Source organism: Mycolicibacterium aurum (assembly GCF_900637195.1).
Taxonomy (GTDB): domain Bacteria; phylum Actinomycetota; class Actinomycetes; order Mycobacteriales; family Mycobacteriaceae; genus Mycobacterium; species Mycobacterium aurum.
The window spans coordinates 4,459,405-4,480,591 of record NZ_LR134356.1 but is presented as its reverse complement, the minus strand read 5'-3'; the positions used below and the strand labels follow the sequence as shown (position 1 = coordinate 4,480,591).

The window sequence follows — 21,187 nt, the reverse complement described above, 5'->3', positions numbered from 1 at the left end:
TCCGCCTGCGCCGCCTCGTCCTCCTGATTGTCGCGGCCATGGTCGCCGCGGGGTGCGGTGGTCAGGCTGCGCCGCCGTCGATCGCCGTGGGTGCGGCAGCCGACCCCGAGTCGCTGCTCGTCGCGCATCTGTACACAGCCGCGTTGCGGTTCTACGGCAATCAGGCGCATGTGGCGGCCACCGATGATCCGGTGGACGAGCTGGATTCCGGGGACGTCAGGGTCGTGCCGGGGCTGACCGGGCAGCTGCTGGAGAGGTTCGCACCCGACTCCGCCGCCCGCTCGGATGTGCAGGTCTATCGCACGTTGCTGTCGGTGCTCCCCGAGGGTGTCGCCGCGGGCGACTACACGACCTCGGCAGAGGACAAACCCGCGCTCGCGGTGACAGAGGCGACGGCAGACGAGTGGGGCGGCGACGTGTCCGCCGTGGCCCGCCGCTGCGAGGAGGTGTCGGTCGGCGCGGTGACGTCTGCGCCCCGCCCCTCGTCGCTCGGCACCTGCACACTCGCGGCGCCGCGCGAGTTTCCGGATGCCGAGACGATGTTCGCCGCACTGCGCGCAGGCCGGATCGACGCGGGGTGGACCAAGACCGCCGCACCCGATGTGCCGTCGGCGGTGGTGGTGCTGTCGGACCGGACGGCGATGATCCGCGCCGAGAACCTGGTGCCGCTGTATCGGCGGAACGAGCTCACCGAGTCACAGGTGCTCGCGCTCAACGAGATCGCCGGTGTGCTGGATACCGGGTCGCTGGCCGATATGCGCCGCAAGGTGGCCGAGGGTACCGATCCCGGCCTGGTGGCGGGGCAGTGGCTCGACGAGCATCCCCTCGGGGTCGGTAACTAGGGACCGTGCACCGCGGCTCGCCGCCCGCGACGGCGCTACTTCGACTTCGGCGTCAGGCGGGCGACGGCCTTGGGGAAGACGCTCTGGTAACTCGCGCCGAGGGCGCGGATGACGATCTCGAACATCTTGGCGTCGTTGCCGATCAGGATGCGCGCCTTGTTCTTGCGCACGCCGTCGAGGATGACCTGCGCGGCCTTCTCCGGCGTGGTGCTGGCGAGCTTCTTGTCGAATGTCTTCGCGAGTTCCTCGGCGTCGATTCCTTCGGCGGCCTCGGCGTTGCGTGCGATCGCGGTCTTGATTCCGCCGGGGTGCACGCAGCTGACCTTGACCGGGTGGCCGGCCAGCCCCATCTCCTGGCGCAGCGCCTCGGTGAACCCGCGCACCGCGAACTTCGCGGAGTTGTAGGCGGCCTGTCCGGGCACCGAGAACAGGCCGAACACGCTGGAGACGTTGACGACGTGCCCGTCGCCGGACGCGATCAGGTGCGGCAGAAATGCCTTGGTGCCGTTGACAACTCCCCAGAAGTCGACGTCCATCACCCGCTCGATGTCCTTGAACTGGGTGATCTCCACGTCACCGGTGAACGCGATGCCCGCGTTGTTGTAGATCTGGTTGACCTTGCCGAAGTGTTCGGCGACGTTGTCGGCGTAGAGCAGGAAGGCTTCCCGCTCGGTGACGTTGAGCCGGTCGGCCTTCACCTGGGCGCCGATCGCCTTGAGTCGCTCTTCGGTGACGGCGAGTCCTTCGGTGTCGACATCGCTGATCGCCACGTGAGCGCCCGAACGACCCAGCTCGATCGCCAGCGCCTGGCCGATGCCCGACCCGGCGCCGGTCACGACGGCGACTTTCCCGGCGAAGCCCTCCATGCCCACTCCCTCGTGTTGTACGCGTGTTGAGTGGTGTCAGCCTACCGGTACCCGCGGTCCCGTCTATGTGGAGGGCAGTCGCAGACGTGCACGCGGCGGGAAAGTAATGGCAGGACTGCGGCGAGCGACAATGAAGGCATGAAGTTGACGATCCCCGCCGTCGCGACGCTCGTCGCCTCCGCCGCTGTTGCCGCGACCCTGTCCGCGGCACCCGCCCAGGCTGACCCCACGACCGATGCGTTCCTGTCGACGCTGCAGCACTACCGCCTCGGCGACATCGACCCCGTGACCGCGATGCGGGTCGGTCAGGACGTCTGCCCGATGCTGTCCGAACCGGGGCAGAACCTGGCCAACGTCGCCGGAGACGTCGCCAACGATCTCGGCCGCCCGCTCGGGCCCGCCACGATGTTCACCGGTCTGGCTATCTCGATCTTCTGCCCGCGCGCGGTCGACGCGATGACCGACGGCGTCCCGTTCTCGTTCTTCCGCTGACAGGTCCCGCCCGACGCTCGCGGTGAAACCGGAGTGACGACCTAGCCGAAGGCCAGGTCGATGATCTCCTGCTGCTCGACGGCGTGCACCTTCGACGACCCCGACGACGGAGCCGACATCGCCCGGCGTGAGATCCGTTTGATGCCGACCAGCTTGTCGGGCATCACCTCGGGCAGCGTGAGACCCAGCGTCGGCCATGCTCCCTGGTTGGCCGGCTCCTCCTGCACCCAGAAGAACGTGTCGGCGTTCGGGTACTGGTCGAGCGTTTCGGCCAGCCGGCGCTTCGGCAGCGGAGCCAGCTGCTCCAGCCGGACGATCGCGACGTCTTCGCGCTTGTCCTTGTTCTTGCGGGCCGCCAGCTCGTAGTAGATCTTGCCGCTGGTGAGCAGCACCCGCTCGACCTTGCTGCGATCGCCGGTGCCGTCGGTGTAGGTGGGCTCCTCGAGCACCGAGCGGAACTTCTGCTCGGTGAAATCGCGGATATCGCTGACGGCGGCCTTGTTGCGCAGCATCGACTTCGGGGTGAACACGATCAGCGGGCGGTGGATCCCGTCGAGGCCATGACGGCGCAACAGGTGGAAATAGTTGGCCGGCGTCGACGGCACCGCGATCGTCATCGAGCCTTCGGCCCACAGCAACAGGAACCGCTCGATGCGGCCCGAGGTGTGGTCCGGGCCCTGGCCCTCGTGGCCGTGCGGCAGCAACAGCACCACGTCGGAGAGCTGGCCCCACTTGGCCTCGCCGGAGCTGATGAACTCGTCGATGATCGACTGCGCGCCGTTGACGAAGTCACCGAACTGCGCTTCCCACAACACCAACGCATCCGGGTTGCCCACCGAGTAGCCGTACTCGAAGCCCACGGCGGCGAACTCCGAGAGCGCGGAGTCGTAGATCATCAACTTGCCGCCGGTCGGGTTGCCGTCGGTGTCGACCGTCAGCAGGTCCAGCGGGGTGAACTCCTTGCCGGTCTTGCGGTCGATGATCACCGCGTGGCGCTGGGTGAACGTGCCGCGGCGGGTGTCCTGACCGGTGAACCGGATGGTCTTGCCCTCGGCCAGGAACGTGCCGAGGGCCAGCAGCTCGGCGAACGCCCAGTCGACCTTGCCCTCGTAGGCCATCTCCCGACGCTTCTCCAGCACGGGCTTGACGCGCGGGTGGACGCTGAACTCCTCGTCGAACGCCAGGTGTGCATCGCCGATGCGGGCCAGCAGTGACTTGTCCACCGCCGTACTCATGCCGGCAGGCACCATCTGGTCGGCTTCCACCGACTCGCTGGGGGCGATGGCGTGCTTCTCCAGCTCGCGCACCTCGTTGAACACCCGCTCGAGCTGTCCCTGGTAGTCGCGCAGGGCGTCCTCGGCTTCCTTCATCGAGATGTCGCCGCGGCCGATGAGGGACTCGGTGTAGGTCTTGCGGACGCCGCGCTTGGTGTCGATGACGTCGTACATGTCGGGCTGGGTCATCGACGGGTCGTCGCCCTCGTTGTGACCGCGGCGCCGGTAGCACAGCATGTCGATGACGACGTCTTTCTTGAACTTCTGCCGGAAGTCGACAGCCAGCTTGGCGACCCAGACCGCGGCCTCCGGATCGTCGCCGTTGACGTGGAAGATCGGCGCGCCGATCATCTTCGCGACGTCGGTGCAGTACTCCGAGGAGCGCGAGTCGATCGGCGAGGTGGTGAACCCGATCTGGTTGTTGACGATGATGTGGATGGTTCCGCCGGTGCGGTACCCGCGCAGCAGCGCCAGGTTCAGCGTCTCGGCGACCACACCCTGGCCGGCGAAGGCGGCGTCGCCGTGCAGCATCATCGGCACGACGGTGAAGCCATCAGGCCCGTTGCCCTTGTCGAGGATGTCCTGCTTGGCGCGCACCAGACCCTCGAGCACGGGGTCGACGGCTTCCAGGTGGCTGGGGTTGGCGACCAGGGACACGGAGATGTCGTTGTCGCCGAACATCTGGATGTAGGTGCCGTTGGCGCCCAGGTGGTACTTCACGTCGCCGGAACCATGCGCCTGCGACGGGTTGAGGTTGCCCTCGAACTCGGTGAAGATCTGCGAGTACGGCTTGCCGACGATGTTGGCCAGCACGTTGAGCCGCCCGCGGTGCGGCATGCCGATGACGACCTCGTCGAGACCGTGTTCGGCGCACTGGTCGATGCCGGCATCCATCATCGGGATCACGGTTTCGGCACCTTCAAGCGAGAAACGCTTCTGCCCAACGTATTTCGTCTGCAGGAAGGTCTCGAACGCCTCCGCGGCGTTGAGCTTGCTCAGAATGTACTTCTGCTCGGCGACCGTCGGCTTCTCGTGCTTGACCTCGATGCGCTCCTGCAGCCACTGCTGCTGCTCGGGCTCGAGGATGTGGGTGTACTCCACGCCCACATGCCGGCAGTACGCGTCGCGCAGCAGCCCCAGGATGTCCCGCAGCTTCTTGTGGCTCTGGCCGCCGAACCCGTTGACCTTGAACTCGCGATCCAGATCCCACAGCGTGAGCCCATGGGTGTTGACGTCGAGGTCCGGGTGGCTGCGGAAGCGGGTGTTGTCCAGCCGCAGCGGGTCGATGTCGGCCATCAGGTGACCGCGGTTGCGGTAGGCCGCGATCAGCTCGATGACGCGCGCGTTCTTGTCCTCGATCGAATCCGGGTTGTCGATGCGCCAGCGCACCGGCTCGTACGGGATCCCGAGTTCGCGGAAGATCTCGTCGTAGAACTCGTCGTCGAGAAGCAGCGTGTGGATCGTGCGCAGGAAGTCGCCCGACTCCGCTCCCTGGATGATGCGGTGGTCGTAGGTGGACGTCAGCGTGATCAGCTTGCCGACGCCGAGCTCGGAGATGCGCTCCTCGCTGGCGCCCTGGAATTCGGCGGGGTACTCCATGGCGCCTGCGCCGACGATCGCGCCCTGGCCCTGCATCAACCGCGGCACCGAGTGCACGGTCCCGATGGTGCCCGGGTTGGTCAGCGAAATCGTCACGCCCGCAAAGTCTTCGCCCGTCAGCTTGCCGTCGCGGGCCCGTCGCACGATGTCCTCGTAGGCCGCGATGAACTGACCGAAGCTCATCGTCTCGCAGTTCTTGATGGCAGCCACCACCAGCGAGCGTTTGCCGTCCTTGCCGGGCAGGTCGATGGCCAGACCGAGGTTGGTGTGCGCCGGTGTGACCGCGTTGGGCTTGCCGTCGACCTCGGCGAAGTGCCGGTTCATGTTCGGGAACTTCTTGACGGCCTGCACGATCGCGTAGCCCAGCAGGTGGGTGAACGAGATCTTGCCGCCGCGGGTGCGCTTGAGGTGATTGTTGATGACGATGCGGTTGTCGATCATCGCCTTGGCAGGGATGGCCCGCACGCTGGTGGCGGTCGGCACGTCCAGCGACGCCGACATGTTCTTCACGACGGCTGCCGCGGCGCCGCGCAGGATCTGAGACTCGTCGCCGTCGGCGGCCGGGGTCGCGGCCTTGCTCTTCGCGGGCGCCGGAGCCGACTTCGCTTCGGCCTTCTCGGACGCCTTCTCGGGGGCCTTCTCGGGCGACTTCGCCGGCGTCTTCTCGGGGGTCTTTGCCGACGTGCCGCTGGGCTTGTCGGACTTGGCCGGAGCGGCGGAACCGCCGTTGGTGTTCGCGGGCTTGGGGGCAGGCGCGGGTTCGGGGGGAGCGGTGGGCGTCTTCGCGGGCTTGCCGTTGCCGCTCGCGGCCGCGCGGTTGGCGCCACCGGACGGCGCGTCGTTCGTGGGTTCCGGGGAGTAGTCGACGAGGAACTCGTGCCAACTCGGGTCGACCGACGACGGGTCCTCGCGGAACTTGCGGTACATCTCTTCGACCAACCACTCGTTCTGACCGAATGGTGAAGGTGAGCTCACGGCTGCTATTCGCCTCAATTCTTCGCTTCGGGCCAGCACCCCGCGGCAGGGCCGGCCTCCCCTTTTCAACCCGGTGTGCGGTATGCCCGCATTTCCGCCGTATAAAGGCTAGCGCTTCCGTCGCTGGGCCGACCAGGCAACGTAGTTATGGTCATTGAGGTCACCCCGCGCGGGCCCCGACGGCCGAATCGCGCGGGCGGCACCGGCTCGGTACAGCTACGAGCGCGGCGAAGGCAACAGCTGCAGCGGAGAGGGCCAGCGGGCGGGCGGGGTGCCGAAGGCCTGGTGCGCGTTGGCGACGATCTTCTTGCCCATCATCCGGTTACCGACGCCGCCGACGACGGCTCCGACCCCGACGGGCAGCATCTTGCCGAACGCCAGGGCGCCGCGTTTGAGCGTGTAGCGCTTGACGAAATAGCGCAGCAGTCGGGAGTTCAGTTGCGACAGGGCAGGCAGCGGCAGCGTGGCCGCACCGTCGGACACCCAGGCTCCACTGGTGCGGCCCGGACCGATGAGATCTGCGACGGCGCGTTTGCTGTCCTCGCCGACGAGCACGGAAAGTACCAGGGCGCGACGCCGTTCGCGGTGCTCGGCCGGAATGCCGTGAACCTCCGCCACGGCGAGGACGTACAGGGCGGTGGCCTCCAGGAAGACAACGGTCTCGCCGGCGACGGCGGACATTGCGACCAGGGTGCCGATCCCGGGGAAGGCCGCGGCGGACCCGACGGCCGCACCGCTGGCCATGACGGCGGCCATGTACTGCTTGTCCAGCTTGCCGATGATCTCTGCCGGTGTGGCACCGGGGTTGTGCTCACGCAGCCGATCCACATAGGCCTTGACGGCGGGCGCCTGCACTCGTGCGCCGCGTTCGATGATCTGCGACAGCGCCTTCGCGGCGACGCCCGGATCCTCGTCGGGCACTGCGGGCAACTGACTCTTGGCTCGTGATCGGGCACTCATGGCGCCACCTCCGTTGTGTGAACCTGATCCAGGCTAACTGGTGTACAACGCGCGGCGGCAGCCGCTACGTGCCCCACTGTGATAGCGGTCACTGTTTGTTCACCGGGGAAGAAATTAATGGGAAGCGTCGCTAACCAATTGCATGGCAGTATCCCCTGACGTGAGGCAACCTGTGTCCGATTCGGCGGCTCTGCCCCCTGCGTCCGATTCGGCGGCTCCGCCCCCTGTGGCCGATTCGGCGGCTGCACCGCCGAGCCGCATCCGGATGATCTTCGTCCTCGGCCTCCTGGTGGCCCTCGGCCCGTTGACCATCGACATGTACCTACCGGCACTGCCCAAGATCGCCGAGGAACTGCACGTGTCCTCGTCCCTGGCTCAGCTGACGCTCACCGGCACGCTGGCGGGGCTGGCCATCGGGCAGCTGGTCATCGGGCCGCTGTCGGATTCACTGGGCCGCCGCAAGCCGCTGTTCGCCGGCATCGTGCTGCACATGCTGGCGTCACTGCTGTGCCTGTTCGCGCCGAACATCCTGGTGCTCGGCATCGCCCGGGGTCTGCAGGGCATGGGGGCCGCGGCGGGCATGGTCGTCGCGATCGCGGTCGTCGGTGATCTGTACAAGGACAACGCCGCGGCCACTGTCATGTCGCGGCTGATGCTGGTCCTCGGGGTGGCCCCGGTCCTGGCACCGTCGCTGGGCGCGGCGGTGCTGCTGCACGGCTCCTGGCACTGGGTGTTCGCCGCGCTCGTGGTTCTCGCGGGCGCGCTGTTGGTCATGGCCGTGTTCCTGCTGCCGGAAACGCTGCCTGTCGGCCACCGCCGCCCCCTCAAGGTCCGCGGGATCGCGGCGACCTACCTCGAACTCGTCCGCGACGTCCGGTTCGTCATCCTGGTGCTGATCGCCGCGCTCGGAATGTCGGGTCTGTTCGCCTACATCGCGGGCGCGTCCTTCGTCCTGCAGGGCCGCTTCGGCCTCGACCAGACCGCCTTTGCGCTGGTGTTCGGCGCGGGCGCCGTCGCATTGATCGGCACCACGCAGCTCAACGTTGTGCTGTTGAAGCGGTTCAGGCCGCAGCAGATCATGATGTGGGCGCTGGTCGCGGCGTCAGTGTTCGGCGCGGTCTTCATCGCGGTCGCGGCCGCACGCATCGGCGGGCTGTACGGCTTCGTTCTCCCCGTCTGGGCGATCCTCGCCGCGATGGGCCTCGTCATCCCGAATGCTCCGGCGGTTGCGCTGACCCGCCATCCGGATGCCGCGGGGACGGCGGCCGCGCTACTGGGCGCCGTGCAGTTCGGCGGCGGCGCCGCGATCGCCCCCGTGGTGGGCGTGCTGGGCAACGACGAACTCGCGATGGCGGTCGTGATGGCCGCCGGGGTGATGGTCGCGCTGGCGGCCCTGCTGGTCACCGGTGTCCATCGCAACCCCGCACCGGCCCCCGTCGCAGGTGAGGCGCTCGCGGAGCCCGCGTGACGGCGCGGGACCCCCGGCGCTGACTTGTCGGGATAACCGTCGGACCGTAGCGTCGGGCCGAACTGTTCGTCTCTCGATGGATATCTGACTGACTCCCACCATGTTCCAGACCGTGACGCCGCGTGCCCGGGGTGCGAACCCCTGGCACGCCCTATGGGCGCTGCTGATCGGGTTCTTCATGATCCTGGTCGACGTGACGATCGTCTCTGTCGCCAACCCGGCCATCATGGCGAGTCTGGGTGCCGACTACGACGCGGTGATCTGGGTGACGAGCGCCTACCTGCTGGCGTACGCGGTGCCGTTGCTGATCGCAGGCAGGCTGGGCGACCGGTACGGCCCGAAGAACCTGTACATACTCGGCCTGGCGGTCTTCACCGCGGCATCGCTGGGGTGCGGACTGTCCGACACCATCGGCATGCTGGTCGCCGCGCGGGTCGTGCAGGGCGTCGGCGCCGCGCTGCTGACCCCGCAGACCATGACCGTCATCACCAGGACGTTCCCGCCGCAGCGTCGCGGTGTCGCGATGAGCGTGTGGGGCGCGACCGCGGGCGTGGCCACCCTGGTCGGTCCGCTCGCCGGCGGACTGCTGGTGGACCATCTGGGCTGGCAGTGGATCTTCATCGTGAACGTGCCGATCGGTGTCGTCGGCATCGCGATGGCGATCTGGCTCGTCCCGTCGCTGCCCACGCAACAGAATCAGCGCCTCGACCTGCCGGGTGTCGTGCTGTCCGGCGTCGCGATGTTCCTGATCGTCTTCGGCCTCCAGGAGGGGCAATCGCACGACTGGGCCCTGTGGATCTGGGCCACGATCGTCGTCGGAGCAGCCGTCATGGGGGCGTTCCTGTACTGGCAGTCGGTCAACACGGGACAGTCGCTGATCCCGCTGATCATCTTCCGGGACCGCAACTTCTCGATGTCCAACCTGGGAATCGCGACCATGGGCTTCGTCGCGACAAGCATGATCCTGCCGCTGATGTTCTATGCCCAGTCGGTGTGCGGCCTCTCGCCGACGCAGGCCGCGCTGCTCACCGCGCCGATGGCGGTGGCCACGGGGGTTCTGGCACCGTTCGTCGGCAGACTCGTCGACCGGTCCCATCCGAGCGCCGTGGTCGGGTTCGGATTCTCGCTGATGGCGATCGGGCTGACGTGGCTGTCGATCGAGATGACGCCAGCGACGCCCATCTGGCGGCTGGTCCTGCCGCTGACGGCGATGGGTGTGGCGATGGCCTTCATCTGGTCGCCGCTGGCCGCCACCGCCACCCGGAATCTGCCCCCGCAGCTGGCCGGCGCCGGCTCAGGTGTCTACAACACCACCCGGCAGGTGGGCTCGGTGCTGGGCAGCGCGGGCATGGCGGCGCTGATGACGTCCCAGCTGTCGGCCAAGCTGCCCGGCACGGCGGATGCCACGCCGCAGGCCGAGGGGCAGGCCACCGAACTGCCGGCGTTTCTGCACGCCCCGTTCGCTTCGGCGATGTCGCAGGCGATGTTGCTGCCCGCCTTCGTCGCACTCTTCGGTGTGATCGCGGCGCTGTTCCTGCGCAGCTTCCTGGCCTCCCCGGCGGCGCAGGCCCCGCCGGGTCCGGCCACCGACGTCGTTGTCGACGACGACGACGACCTCTCGTGGGCCGACGGGGAGGACGAATACCTCGAGTACGAGGTGGCGTGGAACACCGCCGAGCCTGCCGCGCCACCACATCGGAGCGCGGACATGCCCACCGCCGCCGACGCATTCGCCGACACCGACGTGCTCGACCCCGTGACCGAGCCGCTGCGCGACGGCGACGACCCGGCTCAGCCCGAGCCCGAGCCCGCGCCGGAGCCGAGGTCCGAGTGGCGGAGCATCCTCGATCAGCTCTTGGATCAACCCGCGGCTCCAGCACCGCCGAATGGCCACGCGCACAACGGAATCGCCGTGCCATCCGAAGATGAGGATTCCGGCAGCCGCGGGCGGCATTCCCGCGACTAGCGCTGCGCCGCGTCCGCCATCAGCGCGGCCAGTTTCTCGTTCGTCGTGGTGAGCGCGACGGCGAGCGCCCCCATCGCCTTCTCGCGCACCCGCTCCTTGCCCGGCGGAAAGACCGGGAACAGATCACGTGCCACATTGAGCCGCGCGCTCTTGAGCCACTCCATCAGATCCTGATCCTGCAGCCAGCGCAGCGTGGCGACGTTGTCCTCCACGGTATGTCGCAGCCAGTCGATCGGCGCATCCGGATGCGTGATCGGACCGCACAGTTGGTTGCGGGTGGCGTCGTCGCCGTAGGCCGCCTCCGCGTGGGCGATGAACGCGGAGCTGAAGACCTGCTGACAGCTGCGCACACTCTGCAGTGTGATCCGGTCGCCATCGAATACCGGAACCGACGGTGGGCGGGGGAGGCCCTGGGTGGTGCAGTCGACATACAGAGACGCCCGCGCCGCGATCGTGCCGTCCCGCAACGTGATCCGATCGTGGTACACCTGCTCGAGGTGTCCAAGGCGCACCACGTCGGTGATCAGGCGCAGGTGCTCCAGCTCGCGCTGCGACACGATGGCGCAGTGATACATCGTCGGCCGGACCGCCGGGTCGAGGCGGAACAGTTGCTCGGCGGCTTCCAGCCTGTCGAAGAGGTCGTCGAGGGAGGTCGCCTCGGTGACTGCCTGCATGCGTGCCGCGATCGACCCGCGCAGCGTCGTGACGAACTCGGGTCCCGGCTGAATGTTGGCGCGGTTGAGCAGCCACGAATCGCGTGGCATGACCCACCGCACCCGATCGGCGGGAACGCCGTTGCGCAGCAGCCAGAGGCAGCAGTCCATCCCGGTCTTGCCGCCCCCGACGACGGTGAAGTGCTCGTGATCGGGCGCGCGTCGCGGCAGATCGTTCGGCGCCACCACGTCGACACCGTCGGCCACCGAGAACGGGGCGGACCGCATGGACTGCACCACCGTCAGCAGGTACGTGGCGTCGACGATCCTGCGCCGGACCGTCACGCTGTGCTCTTCGCCGTCGAGTGTGCGAAACCTGTTGTCGCCCAGATGCCGCGCCATCGGGAAGTACTGAAGACGTCCGGTCGGCAGCATGTGGTTGCGCATGACCTGGTCGTAGTAGGCGCAGACCTCGTGGCCGGTGGCGAGCTCGAAGAAGCCCTCGTTGAAGCCGCTGCGGTCGATCGAGTGCTCGTTACCCAGCGCCTGCGAGTTCACGCCGTAGTAGGCCGACGGCTGATGCAGCCGGACGAAGGGGTACACCGAGTTCCAGTGCCCGCCGGGTTGATGGTTCTCGTCGACGAGCACCACCGTGCTGTCGGTCTCGGTGAGCAGGGTGTCGACGAACGCCATCCCCATGGCGCCCGCTCCCACCACGAGGTAATCAGCTTCGATGCCGGTCATCCCGGGCCACGCTACCGCCCGTCAGCTGAACAGCACGGCGCGGTTCAGGTATCCCGTGGGATCGAACGCCGCCTTGAGCGCCCGCATCGCGGCGATGTCGGCGTCGGAGCGGGACATCGACACGTAGTCGCGTTTGCGTGTCCCCACGCCGTGCTCCGAACTGACGTTGCCGCCGTGGCGGGCGATCAGTTCCATCATCGCCGCATACAGCGCACGCTCGCGTTCGCCGGTGAGTGTGCAGCGCACGATGTTCAGGTGCAGATTGCCTTCTCCGATGTGGCCGAACAGCACGGGGATCGCATCGGCGTCGTGGCCGGCGATCAGTTCAGCCGATTCCTCGGAGAAGCCCTGGATTGCCGAAAGTGGCAGCGAGACATCGAATTTGAGCGGGGGTCCGTACACTCCGAGCACATCGGCGATCGCCTCGCGAACCTGCCACAGCCGCTGCTGGGCGCTCGCGTCCACGCCGACGGCCGGCTCGTCGGCCAGCTCCGCGTGCTCCAGCGCCGCGGCCAGTCGGTCGGTCAGATCGGTTTCCCCGGCCAACTCGATCAGCAGCTGCCAGGCGCCCTGGACCGGCGCGGGCACCCCGGCGTGTTCGGCGGTCAGCGCACTGGCCCGGGCGTCGATCAGCTCCAGGGCCGCGATGCCCTCCATGTCGCGGAACACCCGGCCCGTCGCGGTCAGCGCGGTCAGATCGTGGAATCCGCAGATCGCCGTGACCCGCTGCCGGGGCGCGGGGTGCAGGCGCAGGTCGAGCCCCGTGATCACCCCGAGCGTGCCCTCGGCGCCGACGAACAGCGAGGCCAGGTCGTAGCCGGTGTTGTCGCTGCGCACCTGGCTGTGGCGGTGCACCACGGTGCCGTCGGGCAACACCACGTCGAGCCCGATCACCTGCTCGCCCATGTTTCCGTAGCAGACCGTGCGCAGCCCGCCGGCGTTCGTGGACGCCATGCCTCCCACGGTCGCCGAGTCGCGGGCTGCGAGGTCGACACCGAACACCAGTCCCGCTGCAGCGGCCGCTCGCTGCACGTCGGCCAGCGTCGCCCCGGCACCCACCTGCACCCGGCGCTCCAGCACGTCCACCTCGCCGATGTCGCGCAGCCGCTCCGTCGAGAGCAGGACGTCGTCGTGTTCGGGCACGGTGCCTGCCACCAGCGACGTCCGCCCACCCTGCACCGTGACATCGGCTGCGGCGGCGCGGCACTCGCGCAGCACCGCGGCGACCTCGTCGGTGGAACCCGGCCGGACCAGCGCCGAGGCGTGACCGCGGTATCGCCCGGTGTAATCGGTGCTGCGGCCGTCGAGCACATCGGCGTCGGTGGTCACATAGGCCGCCCCGACGATTGCCGCGAGCCGCTCGATCAGCGCTTGGGTCACCCCGCCGGTGTATCACACGTGGGCAGGGACAGGAACGCGCCCAACTCCACCAGCCGGTCTGGAGTTGCGGGCAGATACTCGGTCAGCTGTTCGGACCTGACGATGACGGCCAGGTACTTCGCCCGGCTCACTGCGACGTTGAGGCGATTTCTGTTGAGCAGGAACGAGATCCCGCGCGGAACGTCGTCGATCGAGGATGCCGTCATCGAGACGAACACCACGGGTGCCTGCTGCCCCTGGAACTTGTCGACGGTGCCTGCACGCACGTCGGTCAGTCCGGCCGCATCCAGCCGGCGACGCACCTGCACCACCTGAGCGTTGTACGGCGTCACGATCAGAACGTCGTTCTGGGCCAGTGGCCGGGTGCCCTTCTCGTCCGTCCACGGCTTGGCCAGGAGTCGCTGGATCTCGGCGACGATGGCCTCGGCCTCCTCGGGGCTCTCGGTCGAGTTACCGAGGTGGTCGACGGCCAGCATCCGGACTCCCGGCGTGACGCCGTCGAGCCTGCGCGCGGTGGTGACGTCCTCTTCCGAGAGCAGTCGCCCGTCGTAGGACAACCGTGACACGGCGCGGCACACCTCGGGATGCATGCGGTAGGAGCGGTCCAGGAAATAGCCCCGTTCGGGCGGAAGCGTGTGGTGGCCGTCGACGAGCCAGCCGAGCGCCGAGCCGTCGACCGGTTCGGGATGGGTGCCCTGGCTGACCTGGGGCAGCTGTTGCGGATCGCCGAGTAGCAACAGATTTCGTGCCGCGCGGGCCACCGCGACGGTGTTCGCGAGGCTGAACTGGCCGGCCTCCTCGATGACGAGGAGGTCGAGGCTGTCGCGCCCGAACTTGTTGGCATTGGCGAAGTCCCATGCGGTGCCGCCGACCACGCAGCCGTCTTGGCAGAGGAACCCGGCGTAGTCGTCACGGTCCAGTTCCGTCCATCCGGCGCCGGCCGCGGTGTGCCGCTTCTTGCCGATGCGCGCGCCGTCGACCCCGGCTTCCAGAATGCCGGTGAACAGGTTCTCCACCACCGCGTGTGACTGCGCGACGACACCCACCGACCACGTGTGTTCGGTGACAAGGGTGGCGATCACCTGTGCCGAGGTGTAGGTCTTCCCGGTGCCCGGCGGCCCGTGCACGGCGAGGTAGGACGAGTCGAGATCCAGCAGGGCGGCCGTGATGTCGTCGACGACGGCACCGCTGCGCGGAAGGGGACCGCCGCTGCGGGTACGGGGCGCGCGCCGCAACAGGATGTCGGCGAGCCCGTCGGCGGGCAGGTTCGGCAACCCGGCAGCCACCAGTCCCGCGGTGTCGGCGATCGACTCGGCAAGCGTGGTGGTGGGGATCGGCCGTCCCGGGGTGAGAGCGAACGGAACTTGGTCGAAAACACTTTCGGCGGAGCTCTTCTCGACGATCAGCACCTGCGTCGGAACCTCCGGGTCGTCACACTCGAGCACCGTGACGTTGCCGAAGCCGCGGCGGTCCGGGTCGTCGGACATGCCGGCCGGTGACGGCGGGTCGTACAGCCCGTACATGTCCCCGGCCAGCTCGCCGGAGGCGATCTCTCCCGTCAGCAGCACACGGCGCTGCATCTTGCGGGCCTTGGGTGGCTTGTGCCAGTCGGCGACGATCTCATGGCGCTCGGCGACGAACACACTGCTGTCGTCGGCCCATTCGTCGACCGGGTTGTTGACGCGGTCGAAGTGACCCCACCAGAACGGCTTGTCCTCACGCTTGTGAAAACCCTTGGCGGCAGCCAGCATCGCCACTGCGGTCTGCTCGGCGGTGCGCGCCTCGATGCCGTCGCCTGCGAACTTCAGCAACTTCTTCTCCACGTCGTCGACAACGACGTCGCGGGTGTCCACGGGGCCCGAGGCCTTCACCGGTCCGCGCGGCGGAACCCCCGATTCGATCGCGCGAGCCATCAGCCAGTCCCGAAGCCGGCGCGTCGATCGGCAGTCGTAGCGGTTGTACTCCTCGATTTCCTTCAATACGGTCGCCGCCTCGTCCAGGCGGCCCTCGTCGCGCAACGCGCAGTAGCGGGCGTACTCGGTGATCGACGCGGTGGCGGTGGTGACCTCACCGTCGCGCAGCTCGTTGCCCATGTACAGCGGTTCGAGCGACTTGATGCTGTAGTTCTCGGTACCCACCCGAATGCTCTTGCGGACAAGGGGATACAGGTCTACCAGCACACCGTCGCGCAGCAGCTCGTCGATCTGTCGCTCACCCTCGCCGTACCGGCCCGCCAGCCGCAGCAGCGTGCTCTTCTCGTAGGCGGCGTAGTGGTAGATGTGCATGCCGGGGTGGCGGCGCCGCTGCTTGCGCACCATCGCGAGGAAGTCTTTGAGGGCCTGGCGTTCTTCGGCACGGTCGTGGGCCCAGTACGGGTGGAAATCGTCGGCCATCGTCAGGACGCCCCACAGGTACTCCAGCCCCCAGTCGTGGCCGTCGGTGGTCCACAGCGGATCGCCCTCGAAGTCGAAGAACAGGTCACCCTTGTCGGCGTCGGGCAGCACCATCAGTGGCTGCGGGTCGGCGAGCTCGTACGGCGGCTTGTGGTCCACCCGATCGGCGATCTGCAGTCGCGCCTGCGCGGACAGCGCAGAGACGGTCCGCTTCGACAGCTCCGGCACGGGGCCCTCATGCGCGGCGAGGTCGTGCACGGTGGTGATGCCGGCGTCGATCAGCCGCGCCCGCTGGCTGACCCGCATGCCGGCCACGAGCAGCAGGTCGTCGTGTGCGCGTACCTCCGGTTCGCATTCGGAGCACCGGAAGCAGGCGCGGACGTGCAGGTCCTCCCACGTCACCGGCCTGCCGCCGGCGAGGTGTCCGTCCAGCAGGTTCTGCAGCGCGTCGCGGCGGGGCCGGTACACCGGCAGAAGTTCGTCGACGGGATAACTGACCGCGGCGCCGTCACCGAGCACGAGGTCGACCTCGGGGGCCACCGGCACGCCTGCGTCGGTCAGTGTCTGGGCGTACGCCGCCAGCTGCAGCAGCGCTTCGACCTTGACCGAGCGGGCGAGCTTGGTATCGCGGAGCCGGTACCGCTGACCGTCCGGGGTGTCCTCGAGGACGAGGAAATCGGCGAACCCGACGAAGCGCCCGTCGAACATCGCCGCCTGGTAGATGATCGGGGCCCGTCGCTCGATCGCCTGCAGGGTCTGGCGGGCGGCCGCGGTCAGGCCCGGCACGCTGTATCTGGGCCGACCGATGACGGCGACGTCGGCGTCGAGCCGCAGGGTGTCGAGGTGGCGCTGCTCGTGTTGGTCGCCGAGGGAGGCTGTGCGGGCCAGCAGGTCGTCGTCGCCGGACACGTCGGGACCCCAGCCCAGCCTGGCGTCGAACGAGCGCAACAGCGCGTACTCACAGCGTGCCGCCGCGGCGAGGTCGGAGGCGCTGTAGATGACGCGGGCTTCGCCATCGTCTGAGGCGACGAACACGCAGCCACTGTAAGCGAATCCACCGACACCCCGACCGCGCCGAACTGGGATTCCCGGCTGCGATCTCAGGCCTGACGATGACCGGGAACCTCAGTTCGGCGAAGGCTCAGCCGGGCGTGTTGCCGATCAACTCCACGCCGCTGCCGTTCCAGCGGAACTTGACGACGCTGTCGAGGCCGGGGACGCCGCTGGAGTACTCCAGCGCCACGGTGTCGCCGGTGGTCTGGGTGGTGTCCAGTCCGTTGAAGCCGTAGGTGTCGGGCACCCCGGTCGGGATGAACTTGCCCTGGTGGAACAGCAGTGCCCGGGTGTTCGGATTCTCCGAGTTGGTGTTGGCCTTGATGATCACCGCGGACAGCTGCGCGCACTCGTTGTAATTCCCGGCCAGCGGCTCGGGGCTCCAGGCCTGGTTGCTGCGCGGGTCGCGGGGGAGTTCGGCGACCGCCCTGGCGATCTCCGGAGCCGCCAGATCGGTGGCGCAGGGGTCCTCGGCCGCCGTCGGTCCGGGTGCGGGGCCGGTCGGTGCCGGCGCGGAGCTCGCGGATGGTGCGGGCGGCGCGGCTGCGGTCGGAGACGGCGTTTTGGACACCGTCGAGTCGCCGGAGCTGCACGCCGTGGCGGCCAGTGCAGCCGCCGCCGCCACCGTGCCGACCGCCGACGCCCAATTCACAGTTGCGCACCGTACCGGGCACCGGGAGGGGCGTGGGGGAAGGCGCACCGCGGCGGACCGCGAATGCGGGCAGGCCAGACTGGACCGGTAGGCGGGACGACGGGCCGGTTGGCATTAGACTTCGACCACGATGACGTCCTCAAACGCGGAGCCAGACCCCGCCGACCTGAGCTTTGCTGACCTGCAGATTCACCCCGAGGTGCTGCGGGCCGTCGCCGACGTCGGCTACGAGACGCCCTCGCCGATCCAGGCCGCGACCATTCCGGCGATGCTCGCCGGATCCGACGTCGTCGGACTGGCCCAGACCGGAACCGGCAAGACGGCGGCGTTCGCCATCCCGATCCTGTCGAAGATCGACACCACCAGCCGCATCACCCAGGCGCTGGTCCTCGCGCCAACCCGCGAGCTCGCGCTGCAGGTCGCGGAGGCTTTCAGCCGCTACGGCGCGCACCTGGCGGTCAACGTGCTCCCGATCTACGGTGGCTCCCCGTACGGTCCGCAGATGGCCGGCCTACGGCGCGGCGCCCAGATCGTCGTCGGGACCCCGGGCCGGGTCATCGACCATCTGGACAAGGGCAGCCTCGACCTTTCGCACCTGGACTACCTGGTGCTCGACGAGGCCGACGAGATGCTGCAGATGGGTTTCGCCGAGGACGTGGAACGCATCCTCGAAGGCACTCCCGAGTACAAGCAGGTCGCGTTGTTCTCGGCCACCATGCCGCCGGCGATCCGCAAGATCACGTCGAAGTACCTGCACGACCCGGTGCAGGTGAAGGTCGAGTCGAAGACCGCGACCGCCGACAACATCATGCAGCGCTACATCCAGGTGTCGGGAAACCGCAAGATGGATGCGCTGACCCGGCTGCTCGAGGTCGAGCCGTTCGAGGCCATGATCGTGTTCGTCCGCACCAAGCAGGCCACCGAGGAGGTCGCCGAGAAGCTGCGCGCCCGCGGATTCTCCGCAGCGGCCATCAACGGAGACATCGCCCAGGCGGTGCGCGAGCGCACCATCTCCTCGCTCAAGGACGGCAAGCTCGACATCCTCGTCGCGACCGACGTGGCCGCGCGCGGACTCGACGTCGACCGCATCTCGCATGTGCTGAACTACGACATCCCGCACGACCCCGAGTCCTATGTGCACCGGATCGGGCGCACCGGCCGGGCCGGCCGCTCGGGCACGGCGCTGCTGTTCGTCTCGCCGCGCGAGCGCCATCTGCTCAACTCGATCGAGCGGGTCACCCGGCAGAAGCTGGTCGAGCGGCACCTGCCCACCGTCGACGACGTGAACGCCCAGCGCGTGGAGAAGTTCCGCGACTCGATCACCGAGGCGCTGGCCTCGCCGGGCATCGAGATGTTCCGCAAGCTGATCGAGGCCTACGAGCGCGACCACGATGTGCCGATGGCCGACATCGCCGCCGCGCTGGCACTGCAGAGCCGCGACGGCAGCGAGTTCCTGATGACGGAGCCGCCGCCGGAGAAGCGCAGGGAGAGGCCGGACCGTCCGGGCCGCGACGATGCGGGGCCGCGCAAGCGCCGCGAGGTCCGCAGCGACCTCGCCACCTACCGCATCGCGGTGGGTAAGCGGCACAAGGTCATGCCGGGCGCGATCGTCGGGGCCATCGCCAACGAGGGCGGGCTCAACCGCAGCGACTTCGGTCACATCTCGATCAAGGTCGACCACTCGTTCGTCGAGTTGCCCGCGAATCTGTCCAAGCAGACTCTGAAGGCATTGGAGAACACCAGGATTCAGGGGCAGTTGATCCAGCTCCAACCCGACAGCGGGCCCAAGCCGCCGCATCGGGGCAAGCCCAAGTCCAAGTGACGGTGTCGGACAGGACCGCCGTCAGCGGCGGACTGGAGTCGGTCACCACCGATCGCGTCGCGTCGCTGACCGGGATCCGTGCCGTCGCAGCCCTGTTGGTGGTGCTCACGCACGCCGCGTACACCACGGGCAAGTATCCGCAAGGCTATGTGGGCCTGGTGTATTCGCGGATGGAGATCGGTGTGCCGATCTTCTTCGTGCTGTCGGGGTTTCTGCTGTTTCTGCCCTGGGTGAAGGCCGCTCATGCCGGTGCGCCGCCGCCGTCGGTACGGCGCTACGCCTGGCACCGGGTTCGTCGCATCATGCCCGCGTACGCGGTCACCGTCGTCGCGGCCTATCTCGTTTACCACTTCCGTACGGCGGGACCCAACCCCGGACACACCTGGGAAGGCCTGTTCCGCAACCTCACGCTGACCCAGATCTACACCGACAACTACCTGTATTCGTTTCTGCACCAAGGCCTCACCCAGATGTGGAGCCTGGCCGTCGAGGTCGCGTTCTACGTCGCGCTCCCGGCGTTGGCGTATCTGTTGCTGGTGGTCCTGTGTCGGCGCCAGTGGCGGCCCTGGCGGTTGCTCGGCGGGCTTGCGGTCCTGGCGGCGGTGTCGCCGGCGTGGATGTGGCTGGTGCACGACACCCACTTCCTTCCCGACGGCGCCAAGCTGTGGCTGCCGGGGTATCTGGCGTGGTTCGTCGGCGGAATGGTGCTGGCGGCATTGCAGCCGTGGGGTTTTCGCGCCTACGCGATGGTGTGCGTGCCGCTGGCGACCGTCAGCTACTTCATCGTCTCGACGCCGATCGCCGGCGAACCCACCACATCGCCCGCCGAGCTGCGCGAGGCGTTGTTCAAGACCGCGTTCTATGCGGTGATCGCGACCTTGATCGTGGCGCCGCTGGCGCTGGGCGATGGCCGGGGGATGGACGGCAGGCCGCACGGTGTGTACGCGCGGGCGATGGCGAGCCGGCCGATGGTGTTCCTCGGCGAGATCTCCTACGAGATCTTCCTGATCCACCTTGTCGTGATGGAGTTGGTGATGGTCGAGATCCTGCGCTACCCGATCTACACGGGGTCGGTGTGGCTATTGTTCTTCGGCACGCTGGTGTTGACCATCCCGCTGTCCTGGCTCCTGCACCGGTTCACCCGCGTCCGCACCTGACCGAGGGAAGCGTCATCCTGCGATGAAGTTAGGTTAAGCTGACCTAACTAATTGCACGGAAGAGGTGATGAGTCCATGTCGGACACCAAGCGCTCGCGTGGCTTCGCCGGTGCGGTGCTCAAGCTGATGCGGGCGGGCGACTACGAACTCACCGTGACCGGACGCACCCAGGTCACCCCCCATTACCTGAGGTTGAGCTTCCAGGCGGACGAACTGCTTGCGGGCCGGACGCTGCACCCCACCATGTGGATCAGGATGTGGTTCACCGACGGCGAGAAGCTGCACCAGCGGGGATACACGCTGGTCGACCCCGATCCCGCCAACGGCACGGTCGACGTCGAGTTCGCCTTGCACGACGGCATCGCGTCGCGCTGGGCGCAGCTGGCCGAGCCCGGGGACACGATCGAGGCCACGGTGCTCGGCAGCAACTTCTCGCTGCCGGAGCCGGCGCCGGCCGGTTACGTGATCGTGGGTGACACGGCCTCGCTGCCGGCCATCAACTCGCTGCTCGACGCCATCGGTGATACGCCTGCGCAGATCTTCCTCGAAGCTGCGCACGACGACGACAGGCAGCTGCCGGTGCGCCGCAGTGCCGACGTGACGTGGGTGGAGCGTGAGGACGCCGGTGCCGCGCTGGTCGCGGCGGTCGGCTCGGCCGCCTTCGATGCGTCCGACCACTTCGGTTGGGTGGCGTGCGACAACCGCACCACACGCGAGGTCGCCAAGGTGTTGCGGGAGGACTTCAAGATTCCGCGAAAGTCGGTCAAGGCGCAGGCCTACTGGGTGGCGTAGCGGGACGGTGACGACGCGGTGACGTGTGATCGTCGACCGTGTCAATATCCGGCACTCGGTGAGTGCACGGCCTATTCTTGCCTCCGCAGAGCCCAAGAA

Annotated in this window: 14 protein-coding genes; 7 read left to right on the top strand and 7 right to left on the bottom strand. The window is 68.1% G+C overall.

Going from position 1 to position 21,187, the window contains the following annotated elements; translation table 11 throughout:
- Positions 1-38: 38 nt before the first annotated feature.
- Complete coding sequence (locus EL337_RS20940; protein ID WP_109860150.1) at positions 39-842, top strand: glycine betaine ABC transporter substrate-binding protein; 804 nt, start codon at positions 39-41, stop codon at positions 840-842.
- Positions 843-877: 35 nt separating this feature from the next.
- Here EL337_RS20940 and EL337_RS20935 read toward each other — a convergent pair whose 3' ends face one another.
- On the bottom strand, positions 878-1,708 hold the full coding sequence (locus EL337_RS20935) for an SDR family NAD(P)-dependent oxidoreductase (protein WP_048633497.1): 831 nt from the start codon (positions 1,706-1,708) through the stop codon (positions 878-880).
- Positions 1,709-1,846: 138 nt separating this feature from the next.
- Between EL337_RS20935 and EL337_RS20930 the strand changes: the two genes are divergently transcribed.
- Positions 1,847-2,200 (top strand): DUF732 domain-containing protein, encoded by a 354-nt coding sequence (locus EL337_RS20930; protein WP_048633409.1) that lies wholly within the window; start codon positions 1,847-1,849, stop codon positions 2,198-2,200.
- A gap of 41 nt (positions 2,201-2,241) precedes the next feature.
- On the opposite strand, the gene EL337_RS20925 is transcribed toward EL337_RS20930, so the two are convergent.
- Together EL337_RS20925 and EL337_RS20920 are read right to left on the bottom strand one after the other, a co-directional pair.
- On the bottom strand, positions 2,242-6,000 hold the full coding sequence (locus EL337_RS20925) for a multifunctional oxoglutarate decarboxylase/oxoglutarate dehydrogenase thiamine pyrophosphate-binding subunit/dihydrolipoyllysine-residue succinyltransferase subunit (protein WP_232786839.1): 3,759 nt from the start codon (positions 5,998-6,000) through the stop codon (positions 2,242-2,244).
- Positions 6,001-6,264: 264 nt separating this feature from the next.
- Positions 6,265-7,008 carry a hypothetical protein gene (locus EL337_RS20920; RefSeq protein WP_048633407.1) on the bottom strand — a complete coding sequence of 248 codons (744 nt, stop codon included), beginning with the start codon at positions 7,006-7,008 and terminating at the stop codon, positions 6,265-6,267.
- Positions 7,009-7,150: 142 nt separating this feature from the next.
- Between EL337_RS20920 and EL337_RS20915 the strand changes: the two genes are divergently transcribed.
- Complete coding sequence (locus EL337_RS20915) at positions 7,151-8,476, top strand: multidrug effflux MFS transporter (protein ID WP_048633406.1); 1,326 nt, start codon at positions 7,151-7,153, stop codon at positions 8,474-8,476.
- 100 nt (positions 8,477-8,576) lie between these two features.
- Entirely contained in the window at positions 8,577-10,442 is a 1,866-nt protein-coding gene (locus EL337_RS20910; RefSeq protein ID WP_048633405.1) for an MFS transporter, read from the top strand.
- Here the strand turns inward: EL337_RS20910 and EL337_RS20905 are convergent.
- From EL337_RS20905 to EL337_RS20890, 4 genes are all read right to left on the bottom strand, one after another.
- A complete protein-coding gene (locus EL337_RS20905) occupies positions 10,439-11,839 on the bottom strand; it encodes an NAD(P)-binding protein (protein ID WP_048633404.1) in 1,401 nt (466 codons plus the stop codon). The genes EL337_RS20910 and EL337_RS20905 overlap by 4 nt on opposite strands.
- Positions 11,840-11,860: 21 nt before the next feature.
- Positions 11,861-13,219, bottom strand: a complete 1,359-nt coding sequence (locus EL337_RS20900; protein ID WP_048633403.1) for an FAD-binding oxidoreductase — start codon at positions 13,217-13,219, stop codon at positions 11,861-11,863.
- On the bottom strand, positions 13,216-16,647 hold the full coding sequence (locus EL337_RS20895; protein ID WP_048633402.1) for a TM0106 family RecB-like putative nuclease: 3,432 nt from the start codon (positions 16,645-16,647) through the stop codon (positions 13,216-13,218). Before EL337_RS20895 ends, EL337_RS20900 begins: the two co-directional genes overlap by 4 nt.
- Before the next feature lie 106 nt (positions 16,648-16,753).
- Complete coding sequence (locus tag EL337_RS20890; protein ID WP_048633401.1) at positions 16,754-17,317, bottom strand: LppP/LprE family lipoprotein; 564 nt, start codon at positions 17,315-17,317, stop codon at positions 16,754-16,756.
- Positions 17,318-17,447: 130 nt separating this feature from the next.
- On the opposite strand from EL337_RS20890, the gene EL337_RS20885 reads away from it, so the two are divergent.
- From EL337_RS20885 to EL337_RS20875, 3 genes are all read left to right on the top strand, one after another.
- Positions 17,448-19,139, top strand: a complete 1,692-nt coding sequence (locus EL337_RS20885) for a DEAD/DEAH box helicase (protein WP_048633400.1) — start codon at positions 17,448-17,450, stop codon at positions 19,137-19,139.
- Positions 19,136-20,296, top strand: a complete 1,161-nt coding sequence (locus tag EL337_RS20880) for an acyltransferase family protein (protein ID WP_048633399.1) — start codon at positions 19,136-19,138, stop codon at positions 20,294-20,296. The genes EL337_RS20885 and EL337_RS20880 overlap by 4 nt, the downstream gene beginning before the upstream one ends.
- Before the next feature lie 75 nt (positions 20,297-20,371).
- Positions 20,372-21,088 carry a siderophore-interacting protein gene (locus tag EL337_RS20875; RefSeq protein WP_048633398.1) on the top strand — a complete coding sequence of 239 codons (717 nt, stop codon included), beginning with the start codon at positions 20,372-20,374 and terminating at the stop codon, positions 21,086-21,088.
- Positions 21,089-21,187: the final 99 nt, after the last annotated feature.